Source organism: Limnohabitans sp. WS1 (assembly GCF_003063265.1).
Lineage (GTDB): Bacteria > Pseudomonadota > Gammaproteobacteria > Burkholderiales > Burkholderiaceae_C > Limnohabitans_A.
In genome coordinates this window covers 56,346-71,891 of sequence record NZ_NERU01000013.1, presented here as the reverse complement: position 1 = coordinate 71,891, position 15,546 = coordinate 56,346, and the positions used below count along the sequence as shown (strand labels likewise).

Genomic DNA, 15,546 nt, shown 5'->3' with positions numbered 1-15,546 from the left:
GTACAGATCAGGCAAAGTCAATGAAAATGAAGATATTGAATACTTAAATTTAATTAAATTTAGATATTTTAAAAAATTAAAAACTATATTTATTTTAATTTAATTCATTACAATTAAATATTTTTATTGGTAAGATAACGAGTGAGGCGGTCAATCAAATTGATGGTGAGGATTGCGCATCTTGCTTAAAGGCTTTTCTGATAAACAATCAAATTGATAATTAAGTCAATTAAATATACTTTAGTTTTCAATATATGGCTTTGGTCAAAAAAATCAGCTCCCTCAGGCCCCCGATGGCCACACCCAAGAGCGGATCACATCAAACGCGCGACAAATTATTGGCTGCCACTTTGGATTTGCTGCTCACGCATTTGCCACAGAACATCACAGCGCAAATGGTGTTGGAAAAAAGTGGTATTTCGCGTGGCTCTCTCTATCACCATTTCGAGGACATCTCAGCACTGTTGGAGGTGGCGTTGGTGGAGTCTTTTGCAAAAACAGTTGATAAAAGCTTAATAAAATTTGAAAATATAATTAAAAAAGCAAAAAATCGTGAAGAGATGCTGCTTGAATTGACCAAAGTTACCGACGCGACTCAGCAAAAATCTCTGCGGGCCATTCGGTTTCAGCGTGCACGCCTGATTGTTTTCAGTGAAGACAACCCTAGGTTGGCGAAGGCATTGGCTGTAGAACAACAAAGACTGACCGATACGATTGCCGACCTCATTGGTATGGCTCAGGAGCGTGGCTGGATGTTCACAGGGGTTGATGCCCGCAGCGCAGCGGTGTTGATTCAGGCCTATACGCTGGGCATGATCGTCGATGACATTGTGCAAGAGCAGATGACCCAAGAAAATTGGAGTGCCCTGATTCATCGGCTCATACAGCAGGTTTTTTAAACGAAGAGGCACTGCCTGTTGTTGATTTTTTTCTCATGCATCTGCCGATACCGTGTCTATCTTGCATGCGCAAAAACAAAGAATAAACGCATAAGCCCTCGTCTTTTGTGACAGGTGCCTTGAATAGCTGTGCCTACAATGTCAACACTATGAATCACCCCTCACCATTGACCAGTGCCTATCTCAGGTTTTTACAACTGATCAACACCATCGAGGCTTTGCCTGGATTGAATGAATTGGCTGCCAATGAAAAGGCGCTTTTTGATTCGGTTTTGGTGCACTGGTCCAAAGGCCATCCCTTGACGGTTCGAATGGCCATTGGGCAGGAGCTGCTGGGCTCACCCGCCACTTTGCACAAACGGCTCAAGCGCTTGATTGCCAAAGATTTGATCCTCACCCGCTACCAAGGCGGTGATAAACGGACCAAATATTTAGAGCCCTCAGAAAAAGGTTTGGCCTACGTTGAATGGCTCGACAGCAATATGTCGACTGCACAAGCGGGCCCCTTGCTCAGTCACAAGTCATCTTGAATTGAAGGGGGATGGCATCAGCGTGTAAAGGACAGGTGTTTTTGAACTCAAGGCTCAGTCTTGCAAGTTCCTGGAGACTTGGACTTGCCGATATTTCAAGATGCACCATTTCATGAGGTAGGCACCCAGCAAGGCCCCAAAAATATCACCCAAAACCATCCACACCACTTGGATGGGTTCGCTCAATTTGGAAGGGTCAACCACCGACCAAACCAAGTGATGCAAGACCGCATTGCTCAAGGCATACATCAGAGTTAATACGCCCAAGTCTTTGATGGACGTTAAGTGAACATTTCTTCGTGAGTACATTTTAAAAATACACAGAGAAATCAAAGGCCCACTGGCTGAGCAGCAAATATTGAGTGAGCTGACCAAAAAAGCCGCATCGTATGTCTGTGCCAAAAGCAAGCCGCCCATGAAGGTGGCCAACGTGCCCTTGAGTGGCCCCAAGACCAACACATTGGCCAATCTCACAAAAGCCGGCAAATAAATGAGGCTGATGTGGGGAGACACCTCGGCAAACTCAAAAATCCATCCGTTGGCAATGTGCGTGATGGGGTAAATGAGAGAAAAAACGATGATGAGCAGGGCATTCATTCGGTCAAATCTTTCTGGCACTGGGCTCATCTTTGACCGTCCCCATGGCTGAGTGGCAGCTCGCGCATCATGCGTATCAAAGGGTTCAAAAAAACGGTGTTTCTCAATCGTCACAGAGTGACCAACACCACGTCTTTTGTCGCCTCGTTCAAGATAGTTTAAGCGGGTTACAGCATTCTTTCTGCAAGCATGTGGGGGGCGCATGGTGAGCCGTTTTTCGCCCCTGCGTCAAACTGATCGCCTGCTCCACCTGGGAATCACAGCTTCGCTGCGGCTGTGATCAACTCTCAAAATGAGTGATTGACTCAAGGCCAGGGCTGCACACCTTGGGCTTGATGTGAATTCACAAAATTTTGAACTTTGAATCAATAAGGGGCAGGCGTGACGTTGAGCTTGATCGTCGGGCCAGGGTCACGCGGCAGCTGCACGTTGTATTGCTTGCCGTTGAATTCGTAGGTGACGTTGTAGCCCGTCACACGATTTTCAAAGACGTTTTGATAGGTGCAGTTTTGCACCGTTTGTGTCTGCGGAGTGGGTGCGCCTTCTATGTTGTTGCCCAAAATGGCACCACCAAAAATGCCCAGTGCTGTCGCTGCGGCCTTGCCACTTCCACCGCCGATTTGATTGCCCAGCACGCCGCCAGCAATGGCACCCATGGCCGCACCAGCACCACTTTTGTTCTGCTGCACAGCCACTTGTTCTTGGGTGCAAACTTGGCGTGGGACAGAGACTTGCTGGATGACCTGCACGGAGGAAATCACACGCCCCACTTCTTGCGCCCAAGTCAGTGTGCCGATGCTCAGGAGTGCCAACGCGACTATTGATTTTTTCATTTTTGTGATTTTGGACATTAAAGCCGGATGATACAACTGGGCAGTGTGTCGTTGTGGGGTCAGGGGCAGATGTCCGTTTAAGCGGCACCTTCACTTGAAACCAGCGCCCATCAAACCGACTCCTTCCGCCACACGCTGTCGTCTTGTGGTTCACGCCAGGCAATGACCTGCACCGCCTTGGAAAACACCGCCTCTATTGGCACCAACTCAACAGGGGCGGTGGGCAATTCGGGCTGAATCACCCGGTTGACCAGAAAGTGCTTTTGCTTGGCCACAGGTTTTGCGGCGGTACATTTGCTCAGCAGCAGTTTTTTGGGGTCGAGAGGTTCAGGCGACGACGCTGAAAAGGATTGCTTTGCAATGCCCGAGCCACCGCCCCAGCCAACTCACTTGTACGGCGGCAAGATTGACCTGCTGACATGGGTCCGAAACCCCCGGACAAGTGTGGAGATGATTGAGCGTTTCTACGACGGCAACTTGATGGCCGAGATGAACATTGAATTGCTGCAGGGCAAGCGGACTTGAAGTCGTATGCACGCTGTCTGGTCTTGTCGTGAAACCCGATAACGCAAGCGTCAAGTTTCATGACGCTGCTTTCTTTAAGAAAGGTATGTGCTGGCAGGTGCTGCGTGCACTGTGAACGCAAGCACTGCGTGCGCTGATCCGGTCGATCAGCAATCCAAGCCAGCCCCGTCAGGTAGATCCGCTGTCGTGGGGCTTGTTGGACGTGTTGCTGTCGCAGTGTAGTGAAGCACGACAGTGCAAGCACGAAGCTTCTCTCAAGAAAGCGTGTCCTGCAACGGTGCACGGCTGCTGTCCAAATGAGCCGAGTGCGGCTGGTCAAGACGGATTCGCTGGACGCGCACCCTGCGCGAATCACGGAAACCGGTGAAAGGACATCGCGGCGGCCCGGGAAGTCAAAGTTGCGTCGTCGGGATGGTGGGCGGCCTGCTGATCGGCACATTCAGCTTGATGACGGTGCCGGCGGGCGTGCTCTTGATAACGAGTGCCGCGCCGAGCCTTGCTGCGCGGGCACGCATGTTGGCCAAGCCGTGCCCGCCCGATGTAACGTCAAGATCGTGCTTGAATCCCGATCCGTTGTCGGCAAGCACGATGCACACGCTGTGTGTATCGGTTGCGTGCCAGGCCCTTAGCGAAGCCTGCGTCGCGCCGGCGTGGGCCATGAGATTGGAGAATGCCTCGAACAGGATCATCTGCAGGTCGCGTGAACCGTCAATTGTCCAACCCTCAATGGCCTCCAAATGCTTGACCGCCCAAGTCAGGTCGATGCCGGCCGCCCTCAGACGCGGGTCGAGGCGATAGCGCAGCGCGCCAAGCAGCGAGGCTATGTCGCCCTCGGTGTCATGCATCGCGTCGACTGTGAGTTTGAGGTGATCCAGCACATCACGCAAATGCTTGGTCAGCGTGTCGCGCGAGAGGCCTTGGTCCCCGGCCAGCGCCAAGGCACCGAGCAACTGGTTGCCTACGCCATCATGAAGGTCGCGCGTCAGGCGTTGCCGCTCCTCGATCCGGGCCTGATGGCGCTTCGCATCTACACCACGCTCGAAAACCAACTCCAATTGTGCCCGTTGCTCAGCAAGACTTTGGGCGAGTGTGCGGTTCATGGCTTGGGCCTTGCGGGTCAAGCGGCGCATTCGCTCGGCAATCAGCCAGGCCAGCGTGATACCGAAAATCACCCAAGCGTAGCGTGTCCAGGCAATTTCGCCATAGTGGTTCGCCCACGGGCCGAACAGGTTCATGTAGGGTCGGATGACGAGGACGAATATGTCACGCACAAGCACCACCCCAAGGGCCAGCATGCCGAATGCCAGCACGCGCTCCTCGAGTTCGGCGCTGGCAAGGCCAACCCGAACCACTAAGACGGCCACGCCGAGCCCGATCAGTTGTGACGGCAGCAGCACGAGCAACTCAAAAACTGGCCAGCCGCCAATCAACGCCAGCGCCAGCATCGGGGCGCACAGGAGCAGCACCAGATTGATTGCGGAGCGAAGGGCCCCTCGGTTGCGCTGAACCACAATCAGTGCAAACTTGCAGATCAGCATGCCTGCCGCCGCCTGCGCCGAGTAGGTGATGACGCCCCACCACGGCCATGGCAGAAACGGTCTCTCGATCAGCATATCGCCCATCGCCAGCCCCCAGAGCAATTCGGCGCTCGCATAAATCAGATAAAGAACGTCGCGCTGACGGATCCACAGCAGCAAAGCGATTGAACCCAGGATCAAGCTGATCACCACCACGACCAGTGAACCCGTCACGCGCCAGTCGTGCTGGGAAGCGTAGATGGGCATGACTTCAGTCGCTGTGCCGAACAGCAAACGGCTCAGTCCGGCCTTGCGTACGCTTTGTGCCTCGATCTCGATTTCGAGGCGATTGCCTGGCGCGACCAACGCAGCCGGGATTTGCGCAAGGTGTGGGCGCTTGGAGTAGTCGTCATAGGCATTGCTGGCGCTGCCGCGCTGCGCGATCAACTGGCCGTTGAAACGGATGCGAAAGCTGTTCCCCACCCGCGGAAGCAGCAGCGCATGGTCGACGCCGATCGTTGTAGCCCGGACCTCGAAAGTGAAACGGGCGCTGCCGGTCGACCCGCCGTGAACGGCATCCCAGTGAAAGGGCAAATCAATCTCGGTATGCCTTGGCGGTGCGCCGTCGACACTAAGAACCGCAGCCGCCCGATCAAGCGTCGTGAGGGCCTGTACGGAGCCGGTGGCCAGCCCCAACCCCAACCCGATCAGCAGGCTCAGGCATCGAGCGAAGTGCGCTATCGCGCTCGGGCTGACGCGCAAGCAATTCAATCGCGCCGCGCCCGGTCCAACAGCCCGAGAGCTCGGGACTCGAAGACGGCTTCGCCACGCGAGTTCACGCTCAACTTGCTGTAAATGCTCTTGATGTATGTCTGTACCGTCGAGACCGACACGCCCATCAGCGCCGCAATCTCCTTATAGGTGTAACCGCGCGAGATCAGGTTCAACGTCTCGGACTCACGTCGGGTGAGTTCGGGCATCCGCATGGATCGTGAACACAGTGACCCCAGTGAACCAGGCTCACGCTGCGGCGCGGCCGCCCCGTCTCTAACTCGCGAGATGAGCCGCCGGGCGATGAGCGGACTCATCGGCGCGCCGCCCGCGCGCAGATCAAGGATCGAGCGGGCGATGTCAAAGCCGTCGGCGTCCTTCAGGATGTAGCCGGTCGCGCCGGCCTCGATCGAATTGAGCACGATTTGTTCGTCGCCAAACATGCTCACGACCATGATGTCAGCGTGCGGTTGCGCCACGACGCAAGCGCGGATGACGTCGATGCCTGACCCGTCGGGCAAGCCGATGTCGGTGAGCAGCACGTCGAAGACGTTCGTCTCGATCCAGGCGCGCGCCGGGTTGCCGCGCTCGAACGCAGCCGCAATGCGCAGGCGCGGCTCGGCATCGATCGCTGCCAGCAGATGCGTCAGTGTCCGCCGATCGTCTTCGACGAGCACAACGGTGATCGGGGCTTGCGTTTCAGACAACGGCATAGACCAAATTCATTTTGCGAAGTTCTTAACAATTTTCACAGATTTCTAGAGTCTGCGCGATGCTGACTCACATAGACATGGGAGGCGGCCAGCGACGCGGCTCGCCATACTTATTACGCAGCTGAGGGGTTGTGGCTCCGGTCTTTACCAAAGGATATTGGGCAAAAAGGACTGGATTTTTAATTTTTTAAAATGAGGAAAACCTATGAAGCACGTCATAGTTATCGGCACGTTTGCATTGGGAGTAATTAGCTTTGGAGCTCAGGCCCAGACCTCATGTGGGGGTGCTAACCAGCCGGCCTGCGGTTCTGCGCAAGCCAACAAGAATAATCACGATTATTTGATGAAAAATAGCCCTAGTTACCGTATCAACCATAACTCGCAGCAGAGAGAGCAGGCTAAAGACGCTGCTCGAGTTGGCGAAAAGGCAACTCCCAATCGTGCACAGAACAACGACCATCGAAGCACTGTATCTAAGCAGTAAATACGGCTGACTGATCAAAAAAGCTAAAAGATGTGTCCGAGCCAAGGTAGAGCACTTGTTCTGTTTCAGGATGCGCGAGTTCGGGCAATTGAAGATACGCTACCGCGGCTTGGCCAACATCACGATGCAGCTGCATGCGCTCTTAGCGCTCTCTTTTCTGTGGATGCTCAGCCAATCACTTTTGAGTGAGGCGCGGGAAGGCGTGCGCTGGCAGTGGCCCAAGTAGTCTGCACATGGCCGCAAAAGGGCTTTCCAATGGCCAAAATCGCGCTGCGGTTGCCGCCATTTGCATCATCGCGCATCAGCTCTCGCCGTCGCAGTCCTTGTGTAGACGTTCCTTATATGAGGCGAGCTCGATGGAACTGTTGAAACGTGAAGAGTTGTGGGCGCGAAGAAGAAAACTTCAAGAGCGGCTTGCATGTGCTGCTGTCCACGGACATGGACATGGACAGGGACAGGGACAGGGACAGGGACAGGGACAGGGACAGGGACAGGGACAGGGACACCGGGTGCTGGAGACCCGGCTATTAGTGGGTGATCGAAGTTCACCATGACCATCGCATCTCATGGGGAAATGCGCCGTGTCCCACTAAGCTGCTTGGGCGTCAGCTGACCCCTGGAGTGGTTAAGTTTTTTCGAACACATCTCAATAGCACTTACTACTCGATCAATTTGCGCATGTCCCACTTTCACCTCTTTTTGTCGGCGCAACAGCGCCAGCGCCGCCACCTGTTGCAAGCTGGCGCGGCCCTTTTGACGGTCGGTCCTCTTGCCGTATTTGCGGAATCTGGCTCACCTCAGAGGGGAAGACAGGTCCTGCCATTGCTGCTTGCTCCCTACGCGCAAATCCCGCTGGAGCTGGCTCAGGTGCAGATCCACACTGAGGTCGTCGGGCTGGCGGCCCGCACGCGTATCGAGTTGCAGGTCTTCAATCCGAACAGGCAGGACCTGGAAGGTGCATTGCAGTTCCCTTTGCAGGATGGCCAGGTGGTCACTGGCTTTGCGCTTGAAGTCGATGGCGAACTGCGACCTGCTGTTCCGGTGGAGAAGGCCAAGGGACGACAGGTGTTCGAAGACGTGACCCGCACACGCATCGATCCGGCGCTCCTAGAATCCACCGGAACCAACAGTTACCGTCTGCGGATCTATCCGCTGCCTGCCCGCGGACTGCGGCGGGTCGTGCTGGAGATCACCGAAACCCTTGTGAGACAGCACACCGGGGTCCAACAGAGCGCACTGCTGCAGCTCCCATTGCAGCTCGGCATGAGCGTGCAGGAACTCGAGGTGACGGTACGCATGCCTCGGAGTGCATCCGGTACCGTTCCTCAGGCCCTATTCGCCGGCCAGGTACTGCCCTTGGTAAATGAGCGGGGCACCTGGCTGGTGCGCCTGGTGCGCAGCAATTACACCGGCACTGCAGGCCTGCGCGTTGCGGTGCCGCTGGGCACCGAAGCGCCCGAGGTGATCACGCAGTCACTGCAAGACAACACATACTTCTATGCCGAGGTCCCGCTTGCCCTGCAAACACGCCAGCGGTCTGTCCCAGGGCGCGTCGCCTTGCTTTGGGATGCATCTGCTTCAGCAGCCCAGCGCGACCAGGGTCGTGAGCTGGCGCTGCTTGATGCGTTCTTTGCTGCTTTGGGCAATGTCGTGGTCGATCTGCTGGTGGTGCGCGATGCGCCCGAACCTCTGCGGCGCTTTAACGTCGTTAAGGGTCGCTGGCAGGATCTGCGAGATCGCCTGCGCTCCTTACCGCAGGACGGCGCCACGCGGCTGGACCGCATGACCGTGCCCTCGGGCGCCGATCTTGCGTTGTTGTTCAGCGACGGCCAGGGCACCTGGGGTGACGGTGGGCTGCCGGCCGCCAAGATACCGCTGTACACCTTTATCACGGGTCCTGGCGCCGACGCTAACGCATTGCGGCGGGCAGCCGAGCACACGGGCGGTGTCTTGGTGGACCTGATGCGCACCGCTGTACTGGAGGCGGTGGCACTGTTGCGTCGCCAGCACACGCGACTGCTGTCAGCCGATGGCGTGGGCATTGAGGATGTTGTGGTGGAGCGCCGTCTGCCTCAACAGGATCGGCTGGTGGTGGCTGGCCGGTTGCGCGAACCGGGCGCGCGACTCGTACTGCGTGTGCAGGCCCCCAACGGTACAGTGAGCCAGCGCAGCATCGATCTACCCACCCCCGTGGCCACACACAGTACCGGCCTGCCGATAGCGGCCCACCGCTGGGCCATGCTGCGACTGGCTGACTTGGAGGCACAAGGCGAAACGCAAAGCCAGGCCGTGCGGAGGCTGGGCATGCGGTTCGGCCTTGTCACCCGCGGCACCTCGCTGATTGTCCTCGATCGGGTGGAAGACTATGTCCAACACGGCATCGAACCGCCTTCCTCCTTGCTTGACGCTTACCAACGGCTGCTGTCTCGACGCAAGCAACGCGAACAGGCAGACCGCCAATCCCATCTCAACCGTGTGGCGGAGCGCTTTGCCGCAAAACAGGCCTGGTGGGAGCGCGAGTTCCCCAAGGATGACCCGCCGCAGACCAAGGAGCCCGACGATTCAGTTGCAGAGAGTGTCCGCCAGCGGCCGCTCGAACGAGAACGCTCAGCTGAATCGCTGCGCCCCAGGCCGAATGGGGTGATGCGACCCCTCCCGCCAGCACCTGTTGCCATGCCCGCACCGCTGCCGGCGCTTGGTGCACCAACCGCGCGCCCTGAGCGTGCAACGAGTTCACCACCGCAGCAGACCCCTGCCATGTCGATTGCCCTGCAGCGCTGGACCCCGGACGCACCTTATGCGCGCCGCCTGCGAGAGACGACAGCCGAACAGATGTACGCGGTGTATCTGGACGAACGCCCCGGGTACACCAACAGCACGGCCTTCTTCCTGGATGCAGCCGAGCTGTTCTTCGAGCGTGGCCAGCAAGACTTGGCTTTGCGCATCTTGTCGAACCTGGCCGAGATGGCGCTGGAGAACCGGCATGTGTTGCGGCTGATCGCCTATCGACTGTTGCAGGCGCAACAACTGGAGCTCGCGATTCCTTTGTTGCGCCAGGTGTTGGCCCTCAGTCCTGACGAGCCCCAGTCCTCGCGAGATCTCGGACTCGCATTGGCTCGCCAGGGCCACGCGCAGGCCGCCGTAGACCGGTTGTGGGACGTTGTGTCACGGCCATGGAATAACCGCTTCTCCGATATTGAGTTGGTGGCTCTGGCGGAGCTCAATGCCATTGTGGCAGCTGCACAGACAGTCGGCCAGAGCCAGGTTGACACAGGCGCCATTGACCCACGACTACTTAGGAACCTGCCGCTAGACTTGCGCGTGGTGCTCAGTTGGGACTCGGACAACACCGACATCGACTTATACGTTATTGACCCGGACGGCCAAGAAGCCTACTACGGCCGCCAACTCACCCGGCAAGGTGGGCTCATGTCACGCGACTTTACAGGTGGCTACGGCCCCGAAGAGTTTTCGCTGCGCAAGGCCAAGCCGGGTACCTATACCGTTCGCGCGGAGTTCTTTGGTCACCGCCAGCAGGTGGTCTCGCCCACCACTGCACTGATGCTGCGCCTGAGCACAGGGTTCGGAACACCGCAGCAAAAGGATGTCGACACGGTCATCCGCTTGTCCGGCGGAGCGCGCCGGGTCACGATAGGCACCTTCGACGTGCGCGGGATGTTGTAGAGGCTCAGGAGCCATCGAGATCAGCCCTTGCTGCAATGCGGACGCGACTTCAAGCGTAAATTTTTTTGACGCCCGTGTTGGAAAGCGGCAACTGCCGATCATTCCAACCCACTCAAACCCAGCCTTGCCGCCAAACGCTGTCGTCTTGCAATTCACGCCAAGGGATGGTCTGTGTGGCCTTTGAAAACACCGCTTCGAGTTCCACCAACTCAATTGGGTACGTTGGCAGCGCGGGTTTGATGACCCGACTGATCAAGAAGTGCATTTGCCTAGCCAAGGGGTGACTGCTGTCCATTTGGTCAACAGCAGTTTTTTGGGGTTCAGGGGGGGTCATGCTTCGAGCTTTGGGGTTTGATTTGTCACCGCCTTAGCTTGAAAAATTTGCAGTTGCTTTCGGAATATGCAGTATTCGATGATGCTTGTTCATTAAATTCGACTTTTTTATGAATCAATTTAATTTTTTGCGACCAAGCCTGCGCTCCAAACTCTGTAAATGCGCCAGATCTGTTTGACGTGTAATGGCAAGTCGAGTGGTTTCAAGTCGACCCACACAGAACTGAACGCGGTTGAGAGACAGGACTTCTTCAGTGTGGCCTTGCTGGTAATTGATGAGTTCAGAAATAGCGTAGACACCTGGAGGCTTTTCTGTCTTGAATTCGGCTTTGCCCACAAACACAACCAATGATTTGATGGCGCTTGATGGCAAGAAGTCGAGCAGTTTTTCGACCGCTTGCACATGCCGCATGTTTTGGAAAATTGGATTTTGAAATCTGAACTTTCGACCAAACACCACCTGTGTCCAAGTTGCTTGTTTTGAATTGGCGAATATCCAACCTTTATAGTCTTTTGTCTCTATGACGAAAACGCCAAATTTGGATACAAGAATGTGATCGACTTGGGTTGTCCCATCTTGGAGTTGAAGTGTGATGTGATTGAGAAGGTGAAAATTAGGTGGGGCAAAGTTGGCTTGGATTGTCTTGGATATCAAGGCTTCACCTCGATTTTGAAATGAGGCGTCACGGTAACGACCAAGTCCAAAGCCGAGCAGAACGCAAAATGCGAATGCAATCAGAAGGTATGGATAAGCAATCAACACAAGCTCACCAACTTTCTCATTTTGTGTTGCCCACTTCCCGCGCCACCGCATCGGCCAGTTCGATCACCGCCATGGCGTAGTAGCTGCTCCAGTTTTAAGCGTATCAAAGTATTAAAAATTACGGAGTCTCTAACGTGCCGAAGGGTGCCAGACACCGTCCTTAGTAACTTCGTTCAGAGTAGTTTAAGCCTGTTTCGGCTTGTCCATTGTGCTGTGCTGGGCGTTCCACTGCACGCAGTTCAGGTGTTCCAGTCCCTGTGCCATTCGACTGCCATTGTTTTTGCGCATTTGTAGCTAACCTTTCGGTGTGCTACTTTTCGTGGTCGGCGAATGGCATGGGCGGTGGCACAAGCGTAAAGACTTTTGACGCTGCGCAGTGGCTGATTCACGGCAGTGTGCTGGACCGTTTTAGAGCCTGATTGCGAGCGTGCCCCAAGCTACACCGCCAGGTTAGCTACAAATTTCAAATTCTGGTTGCCCTGACCGCTGGTCAGAAACTACGCTTGTGGCTATGCAGGATTTGGAAAAACAACAGGCAGCAAACGACACAAACTATCTCCCGCCACGGCACCGCACACTGCCCATCCTTGCCTCAGTCACGCCCATTGCCAACTACCCCACAAAGTTGCGCATTTTCCTGACCATGGCCAGCAGGTATTGGCAAGTGCGTTGTTACCTCAAAGGCAAGACCTACACACAAAGCCTCAAGACCACCAACAAGCAAGCGGCCATTAGTCAGGCCAAGCAGTTCTTCCACATCAAGACTGCTGAGCTGTATGCCGACAAGATCGAGGCACGCAGTGATCGGAGCCCCAAGTTTGCCGACCTCCTGCCAGCCGTTGTCCAAGGCTTGCAAGCAAGGGTCAAGCGAGGTGAGTTTGCAGCAGCCAACATCCCCATCTTTTTGCAACGCATGCACAACAGCATCCTGCCTTTTTTTGGCGACATGAGCATGGACCAAATTGGCTACAAGGAGTTGTCAGCCTTTATGGAGATGATGAGCAACAGGGACTTGACTGCCACAACCGTTCATCAACACATGGTGGCCATTCGCAAGGTGTTTGCGCACGCACATGGCAACAACATCATCCAGAACCTTCCCAAGTTCCCGGTCATCAAAGTCGCAGACAAACCGCGTGGCAGTTTTACAGTGACCGAATACCGTGACCTTGTGCGTTTGGCTCGGCAGCGCATTGGCCAACCCGTGCCCCAAGCGTTCTCCAAAAAATATCGCAGCAGCAGTGAGATTCTTGAACGGCATGGCGTGATCAACGCGGACTTACATTGGCTCATCCGTTTCATGGTCAATGGCTTCATGCGTCCCGGTGACATCAAGTTCCTCAAACACAAGCATGTCACCATCGTTAGGGGCAAGCACATCTACTTGAGACTGAACCTGCCCGAAACCAAGAAGCACGATAAACCCATCGTGACCCTGCAACCCGCTGTGTTTGTTTATGAGCGGCTGCTGGCCAAACAAAAGGCAGATGGCTATGGCAGGCCCGATGACTATGTGTTCTTGCCCGACTTGCAGGACAGGAAATGGTTGTTGGTGGCTTACGGCTGGCAGTTCATGTATCTGCAGAGTCTGGCTGGCATTGAGGCCAATGCGGCCAACGGACAAACGCGAACCATCTACAGCCTGCGGCACACGGCCATGACATTCAGGCTCTTGTATGGTGGGAAGATTGATCTGCTGACACTGGCACGCAATGCACGCACTTCAGTGGAGATGATTGAACGGTTCTACGCCAGCAACTTGACGGCAGAGATGAACATTGACTTGCTGCAGGGCAAGCGCTCTTGAAGGATTGGGGAGTGCAGCTTGTGATTGACGTTTAAAACGTCAAGTCATGTGTCGATTTTCTTGACGCTTGAGGTCCTTGCTTTAAGAAAGGACGGGAGGGGTAGCAAATCTCAAAATGAGAGTTTGCAGCAAGCCCTACAAGCTGCCTTCAGGTCCGCCAGCACCCTGTGCCAGCTGAGTGGTGCGATCTCGCGCTGTAGGGCTGATTTGAGTGCCACAGTCCTGTGCCCTGAACAGCGTGACCTCAAGCGTAAATTTTATTGACGCTTTGAGCTCCGCTGATCCTTTCTTAAGGAAAGTAAGCCCTACAAGCTACAGGCAATTTTTCAGTCGGCGTTGGAAGCCAGTAGATCGATCAACTGCACATCCAGCATGTTGGCAAGACGCAGCAGCACATCAAGTGAGGGGTTCGTCACAGCCCGTTCTATTTTGCTGACTACGGTGCGATCAACATCAGCTTCCAGTGCCAGACGCTCTTGTGCCAAGCCTTTACTCAAGCGGATGCTCTTGAGGTTACGGGCTAAATCAGCCCTGACTTGATCAATCGTCTTGTTTTTCATAGCCAGCCGTAAAAGCTGACGAGTGTTGCCAAAAGATGCTTTAAGAGCCACGGCTTGACAGGCCACGGCTTAAAAGCAACAATTGAGCCCTTGAAAAATTGTATTTTTGAGATTATTATCAAAAAGATATCAAAAACACGGAAAAGACACTTATGAAGAATTTGCTTAAATTTAGTGCTTTGGCGCTCAGCACAACTTTGCTGGTTGCTTGCGGCGGTGGTGGTGGCACAACAACTGGAAGTAATGGCGGAGGAAATACACTCTCGACAGCATTTATTGATGCCCCAGTCAAAGGATTAACTTACATATCAACTCCAAGTGGTTTAACAGGAACTACTGATACAGCTGGCACGATAAGCTACAAAGAAGGCGATAGTGTTAGCCTTTATCTTGGTGGTTCAAGTGGATTAAGTTTAGCGACTTTTAAACCAGTTACTGGTAGCCAAGTATTTGTGCCAACATTGCCAAATTATGGATCAATTGTTCAGATTCTTTTGTCATTGGATGGTGCGGAAAATTCTGCAGCTTATATGGATGTTTCAGCGATAAGGCTGGTTCCAGATGCTACTAAACAAGCATTAGCTGAATTTCTTGATTTTAATAAGTATGAATTATCTATTTTGGATTCGGCCAGAGTAGCTATAGCAAATAATAATACAATTCAATATAAGAAAAATAGTTCTGTATCTGTAGTTGAGGCCAACTCACATGTGGATATCAGTGCATCAATGGTGACTTCTCCACCTGACAATCCTTTGTCTGCTACTTATAACAAAGCTTATTTTAACTATGTAAAAACATTAACAGGTCCAAATGCTGGAGAAATACTATCTGGTTTTTTTGTTCAAAAAGATCCATTAAACTTTGATAGTTTATCAGGAGATGATGGTTTTGTGAGTTTTAAAAATAGCACGCCCATGTCTATAACTGGATCGCAGGCAATTATTGATGGATTTCAAATTACCGACACATTTCAAAACACACAGCAATCTGTGTCATGTCCAACTAGAGCTGATTTTGTTTCATATACTAATGGTGGAAACAATTATGTTCAAAAAGTTTCTCAAAACACTTCAGGTTTAGGTTTGTGTGAAAAAAAGGATTTAATGCAATATAGATATGCGTTGAGCAATACATTCACCGCCTCATCACTAAGAGGTAAAGTGATTACAGCAAAGCAATCATGCGGGCTGAACACAAACTCAATTGTGATTTCAATTGATAGCAGTGGAAATTATTCAATAACTGGAACTATATGTTCATTAAAGCAGCAAGGATTTACTCTAAATGTGAGGGATATATTAAATCCGACTGTTTCGAATGGAGCGGTGGCTGATGTAGTTGGTTTTTCTGGACTTATAAGATTGACGCCAACTGGATATGATTCAGTTGCAAGAGCTGCAAAAACCCCTCTAATGCTTCTTGGTAAATCACTTACTGAGAATCAACTGTATTTTTCAATTTCGGATGGTGGAGCACCCGGGTTACTCGCAGGGGGCTTTATGAAGTTAGAGTCCATAAATTAAAAAG

General features: G+C 53.5%; 15 protein-coding genes and 3 pseudogenes. 10 read left to right on the top strand and 8 right to left on the bottom strand.

The genetic code is table 11. The annotated features are described in order from the left end of the window. Positions 1-293: 293 nt before the first annotated feature. Both B9Z48_RS15205 and B9Z48_RS15200 read left to right on the top strand, forming a co-directional pair. Positions 294-899: a TetR/AcrR family transcriptional regulator gene (locus B9Z48_RS15205; protein ID WP_158273289.1), complete on the top strand. Its 606-nt coding sequence runs from the start codon at positions 294-296 to the stop codon at positions 897-899. A gap of 149 nt (positions 900-1,048) precedes the next feature. Further along, positions 1,049-1,429, top strand: coding sequence for a hypothetical protein (locus tag B9Z48_RS15200; protein WP_108379483.1), 381 nt, complete (start codon positions 1,049-1,051; stop codon positions 1,427-1,429). Between the two features lie 54 nt (positions 1,430-1,483). Here B9Z48_RS15200 and B9Z48_RS15195 read toward each other — a convergent pair whose 3' ends face one another. From B9Z48_RS15195 to B9Z48_RS15185, 3 genes are all read right to left on the bottom strand, one after another. Next, positions 1,484-2,026: a hypothetical protein gene (locus B9Z48_RS15195; RefSeq protein WP_089956507.1), complete on the bottom strand. Its 543-nt coding sequence runs from the start codon at positions 2,024-2,026 to the stop codon at positions 1,484-1,486. Between the two features lie 365 nt (positions 2,027-2,391). Beyond that, a complete protein-coding gene (locus B9Z48_RS15190) occupies positions 2,392-2,859 on the bottom strand; it encodes a glycine zipper 2TM domain-containing protein (protein WP_108379575.1) in 468 nt (155 codons plus the stop codon). Between the two features lie 110 nt (positions 2,860-2,969). Continuing rightward, the gene (locus B9Z48_RS15185) at positions 2,970-3,161 is read right to left on the bottom strand and encodes a TIGR02450 family Trp-rich protein (protein ID WP_255419494.1); all 192 of its coding nucleotides are present in this window, start codon (positions 3,159-3,161) and stop codon (positions 2,970-2,972) included. Positions 3,162-3,219: 58 nt separating this feature from the next. Here B9Z48_RS15185 and B9Z48_RS21570 point away from each other — a divergent pair, with 58 nt between their 5' ends. Further along, positions 3,220-3,384: a hypothetical protein gene (locus B9Z48_RS21570; protein ID WP_158273288.1), complete on the top strand. Its 165-nt coding sequence runs from the start codon at positions 3,220-3,222 to the stop codon at positions 3,382-3,384. Between the two features lie 392 nt (positions 3,385-3,776). Here B9Z48_RS21570 and B9Z48_RS15175 read toward each other — a convergent pair whose 3' ends face one another. Then, positions 3,777-5,663 carry a hypothetical protein gene (locus B9Z48_RS15175; RefSeq protein ID WP_146186310.1) on the bottom strand — a complete coding sequence of 629 codons (1,887 nt, stop codon included), beginning with the start codon at positions 5,661-5,663 and terminating at the stop codon, positions 3,777-3,779. 5 nt (positions 5,664-5,668) lie between these two features. Continuing rightward, entirely contained in the window at positions 5,669-6,385 is a 717-nt protein-coding gene (locus B9Z48_RS15170) for a response regulator transcription factor (protein WP_089956513.1), read from the bottom strand. Between the two features lie 205 nt (positions 6,386-6,590). Between B9Z48_RS15170 and B9Z48_RS15165 the strand changes: the two genes are divergently transcribed. The 5 genes and pseudogenes from B9Z48_RS15165 (at position 6,591) to B9Z48_RS21885 (ending at position 10,553) form a co-directional block, all read left to right on the top strand. Next, entirely contained in the window at positions 6,591-6,869 is a 279-nt protein-coding gene (locus B9Z48_RS15165) for a hypothetical protein (protein WP_108379475.1), read from the top strand. A gap of 34 nt (positions 6,870-6,903) precedes the next feature. Further along, positions 6,904-7,095 (top strand): annotated as a pseudogene (locus B9Z48_RS21895) (hypothetical protein); the annotation flags it as partial. A 452-nt stretch (positions 7,096-7,547) separates the two neighbouring features. Then, positions 7,548-8,042: pseudogene (locus tag B9Z48_RS21890) on the top strand (VIT domain-containing protein); the annotation flags it as partial. 2,142 nt (positions 8,043-10,184) lie between these two features. Further along, a pseudogene (locus tag B9Z48_RS22120) lies at positions 10,185-10,343 on the top strand (YfaP family protein); the annotation flags it as partial. Next, positions 10,344-10,553, top strand: a complete 210-nt coding sequence (locus tag B9Z48_RS21885) for a DUF2135 domain-containing protein (protein ID WP_255350439.1) — start codon at positions 10,344-10,346, stop codon at positions 10,551-10,553. A gap of 112 nt (positions 10,554-10,665) precedes the next feature. On the opposite strand, the gene B9Z48_RS15155 is transcribed toward B9Z48_RS21885, so the two are convergent. Both B9Z48_RS15155 and B9Z48_RS15150 read right to left on the bottom strand, forming a co-directional pair. After that, a complete protein-coding gene (locus tag B9Z48_RS15155) occupies positions 10,666-10,887 on the bottom strand; it encodes a TIGR02450 family Trp-rich protein (RefSeq protein ID WP_368665924.1) in 222 nt (73 codons plus the stop codon). 114 nt (positions 10,888-11,001) lie between these two features. Then, positions 11,002-11,649, bottom strand: coding sequence for a nuclease-related domain-containing protein (locus B9Z48_RS15150; protein ID WP_158273287.1), 648 nt, complete (start codon positions 11,647-11,649; stop codon positions 11,002-11,004). A gap of 643 nt (positions 11,650-12,292) precedes the next feature. Between B9Z48_RS15150 and B9Z48_RS15145 the strand changes: the two genes are divergently transcribed. Further along, on the top strand, positions 12,293-13,456 hold the full coding sequence (locus tag B9Z48_RS15145; RefSeq protein WP_146186309.1) for a hypothetical protein: 1,164 nt from the start codon (positions 12,293-12,295) through the stop codon (positions 13,454-13,456). 326 nt (positions 13,457-13,782) lie between these two features. Here the strand turns inward: B9Z48_RS15145 and B9Z48_RS15140 are convergent, their stop codons facing one another. Continuing rightward, on the bottom strand, positions 13,783-14,082 hold the full coding sequence (locus B9Z48_RS15140) for a helix-turn-helix domain-containing protein (RefSeq protein WP_233261144.1): 300 nt from the start codon (positions 14,080-14,082) through the stop codon (positions 13,783-13,785). 86 nt (positions 14,083-14,168) lie between these two features. Between B9Z48_RS15140 and B9Z48_RS21435 the strand changes: the two genes are divergently transcribed. Next, the gene (locus B9Z48_RS21435) at positions 14,169-15,542 is read left to right on the top strand and encodes a hypothetical protein (protein WP_146186308.1); all 1,374 of its coding nucleotides are present in this window, start codon (positions 14,169-14,171) and stop codon (positions 15,540-15,542) included. Positions 15,543-15,546: the final 4 nt, after the last annotated feature.